This is a genomic window from Pseudoalteromonas sp. AWM4_233 (assembly GCF_056158285.1).
On record NZ_JBSWSZ010000049.1, the window covers coordinates 1 to 2,848 of the forward strand.

General features: G+C 48.4%; 1 protein-coding gene. It reads left to right on the top strand.

Going from position 1 to position 2,848, the window contains the following annotated elements; genetic code table 11:
- Positions 1–355: 355 nt before the first annotated feature.
- On the top strand, positions 356–2,848 hold a 2,493-nt coding region (gene hrpA / locus ACXAC4_RS19545; RefSeq protein WP_475164864.1), incomplete at its 3' end, for an ATP-dependent RNA helicase HrpA.

The window sequence follows — 2,848 nt, forward strand, 5'->3', positions numbered from 1 at the left end:
TTACCATCTGGCAGGTTGTTGCCTGGTACTGATAGCTGTACAGGTTGGTTAGCAAAAGCAGGTGAGGCCATCACAGCTGCCAGCGCAAGGCTAACTAGTGTTTTTTTCATTATTTTTACTCTATGTATGAAGTTGCGACAAAATAATACCTGAAGACATATTTGTGCTGCAAATTATGTCATACCAATCGTTAATAAATTGGGCTGCAATTCTCGTATGCCGCAAAACCACAGAGTTGTGGTAGAATTCGTCCAATTTTGTGAAATACCCAGCTGAAATATCAGGAATTCCATTGACTCAGTCGAATACTCCTCAGGCTAACGTTTTAAACAACGAAAAAACTCTCAAGGCCGCGATTAAAGATTGCATGATGCGCGATCAGTTTCGTTTGCACAAACGCGTGCAAGGTGCGGCCAGGATCAAGAAAGAGCAGGCAAGACACGCCGTGTTTGATGAGATCGCACTAGATATTGCGAAATCAATGCAAACGGTGCAGATGCGTGCCACACAGCGACCGACCATCTCGTACCCAGAGCAGCTTCCGGTCAGCCAGAAAAAAGACGAAATCGCTGAAGCGATCAAGAACAATCAGGTTGTTATTGTTGCCGGTGAAACAGGCTCGGGTAAAACCACCCAGCTACCTAAGATTTGCTTGGAGCTAGGGCTTGGCACTAAAGGCATGATTGGCCACACCCAGCCACGTCGATTGGCTGCCCGCTCGGTAGCAAGCCGTATTGCCGAAGAGCTTCAATGTGAGCTTGGCTCTTATGTCGGTTACAAGGTTCGATTCAACGATAAAGTGTCGGATCGCAGCCAGGTCAAATTGATGACCGATGGTATCTTGTTGGCAGAGATCCAAAACGATCGCTTCTTGAACCAATATGACACCATCATTATCGATGAGGCCCACGAACGCAGCCTTAACATCGATTTCATCATGGGCTATTTGCGTGAATTGCTGCCCAAGCGCCCTGATCTTAAAGTCATAATTACCTCTGCAACTATCGACCCTGAGCGTTTCTCCAAGCACTTCTTCAATGCGCCGATTATTGAAGTGTCAGGCCGTACTTACCCAGTGGAAGTACGTTACCGTCCTGTTTCCGAAGATGGCGATGATAGCGATCGTGATCAGCTTCAAGCCATCTTCGATGCGGTAGACGAGCTATGTGATGAGGGCTTGGGTGATATCCTGATCTTCATGAATGGTGAGCGGGAAATCCGTGATACCGCTGATGCGTTAGAAAAACGTAATCTACGGGATACCGAAATTCTGCCATTGTATGCCCGTCTGTCGGCCGGTGAGCAGAACCGTGTGTTCCAAACTCATGCTGGCCGCCGTATCGTGCTTTCAACTAACGTTGCTGAAACCTCGTTGACGGTTCCGGGTATTCGATATGTTATCGACCCGGGTACTGCGCGTATCAGTCGTTATAGCTACCGTACCAAAGTACAGCGCCTGCCGATTGAGCGTGTGTCTCAGGCGAGTGCCAACCAGCGTAAAGGTCGATGTGGTCGTGTTGCCGAAGGTATCTGTATTCGCCTGTACTCAGAAGAAGACTTCCTGTCACGCCCTGAGTTTACCGACCCTGAGATCCTGCGTACTAACTTAGCATCCGTTATCTTGCAGATGACGGCAATTGGCCTTGGCGATATTCAGGCCTTCCCGTTTGTAGAGGCACCGGATAACCGTAATATCCAAGACGGTATTCGTTTGCTGGAAGAGCTAGGCGCAATTAACACCAAAGCGAAAGATCCGCGTAAGCGTCTGTCACAGATTGGCCGCCAGTTGGCTCGCCTGCCGATTGACCCGCGTTTGGCACGCATGGTGTTGGAAGCGCCAAAGAATGGTTCTCTGCGAGAAGTGATGATCATCGCTTGTGCTTTGTCGATTCAAGACCCGCGTGAGCGTCCTTCTGATAAACAACAAGCCTCTGACGAGAAGCACCGCCGTTTCTACGATAAAGAATCGGACTTCGTGACCTTTGTTAACCTGTGGGACTACATCCAAGAGCAGCAAAAAGCGTTGTCTGGCAATCAGTTCCGTCGTCAGTGTAAGAAAGATTACCTTAACTACTTACGAGTGCGTGAGTGGCAGGATATCTACTACCAGGTGAGCCAAGTTGTTAAAGAGCTTGAGTTCCGCATCAATGAACAAGAAGCAAGCTACCAGGGTATTCATACCGCAATTCTTGCCGGTATGCTGTCGCATATTGGTCTGAAAGATCAGGAGAAAAACGAATATCAAGGTGCGCGTAATGCTCGCTTTAATATCTTCCCGGGCTCAGGCATTTTCAAGAAACAGCCTAAGTGGGTAATGGTTGCTGAGCTGGTAGAAACATCACGCTTGTGGGGCCGTATCGCAGCCAAGATCCAACCTGAGTGGGTGGAGCCTTTGGCTGAGCACCTGCTTAAGCGAAGCTACAGTGAGCCTCATTGGGAGAAGAAACAAGCTGCGGTTGCTGCTTTTGAAAAAGTGACAATTTACGGCATTCCTGTCGTTGCGAAGCGTAAAGTGAACTATGGCAAGATTGATCCTGTTATTTCTCGTGAGCTGTTCATCCGTTCGGCATTGGTAGAAGGGGATTGGGACACCAAGCACAAGTTCTATCAACAGAACCGTAAGCTATTGCGTGAAGTTGAAGAGCTGGAGCATAAGTCCCGCCGTCGTGACATTCTGATTGATGACGATGAGTTGTTCAACTTCTACGACCAGCGTATTGATCACACCGTGGTATCTGGTCGTCACTTTGATACCTGGTGGAAGAAAGCCTCGCGTGATAATGCTGAACTGCTTAACTTTGAACGTGAAATGCTGTTCAAGGGTGATGCAAGCCATGTGACTGATCTG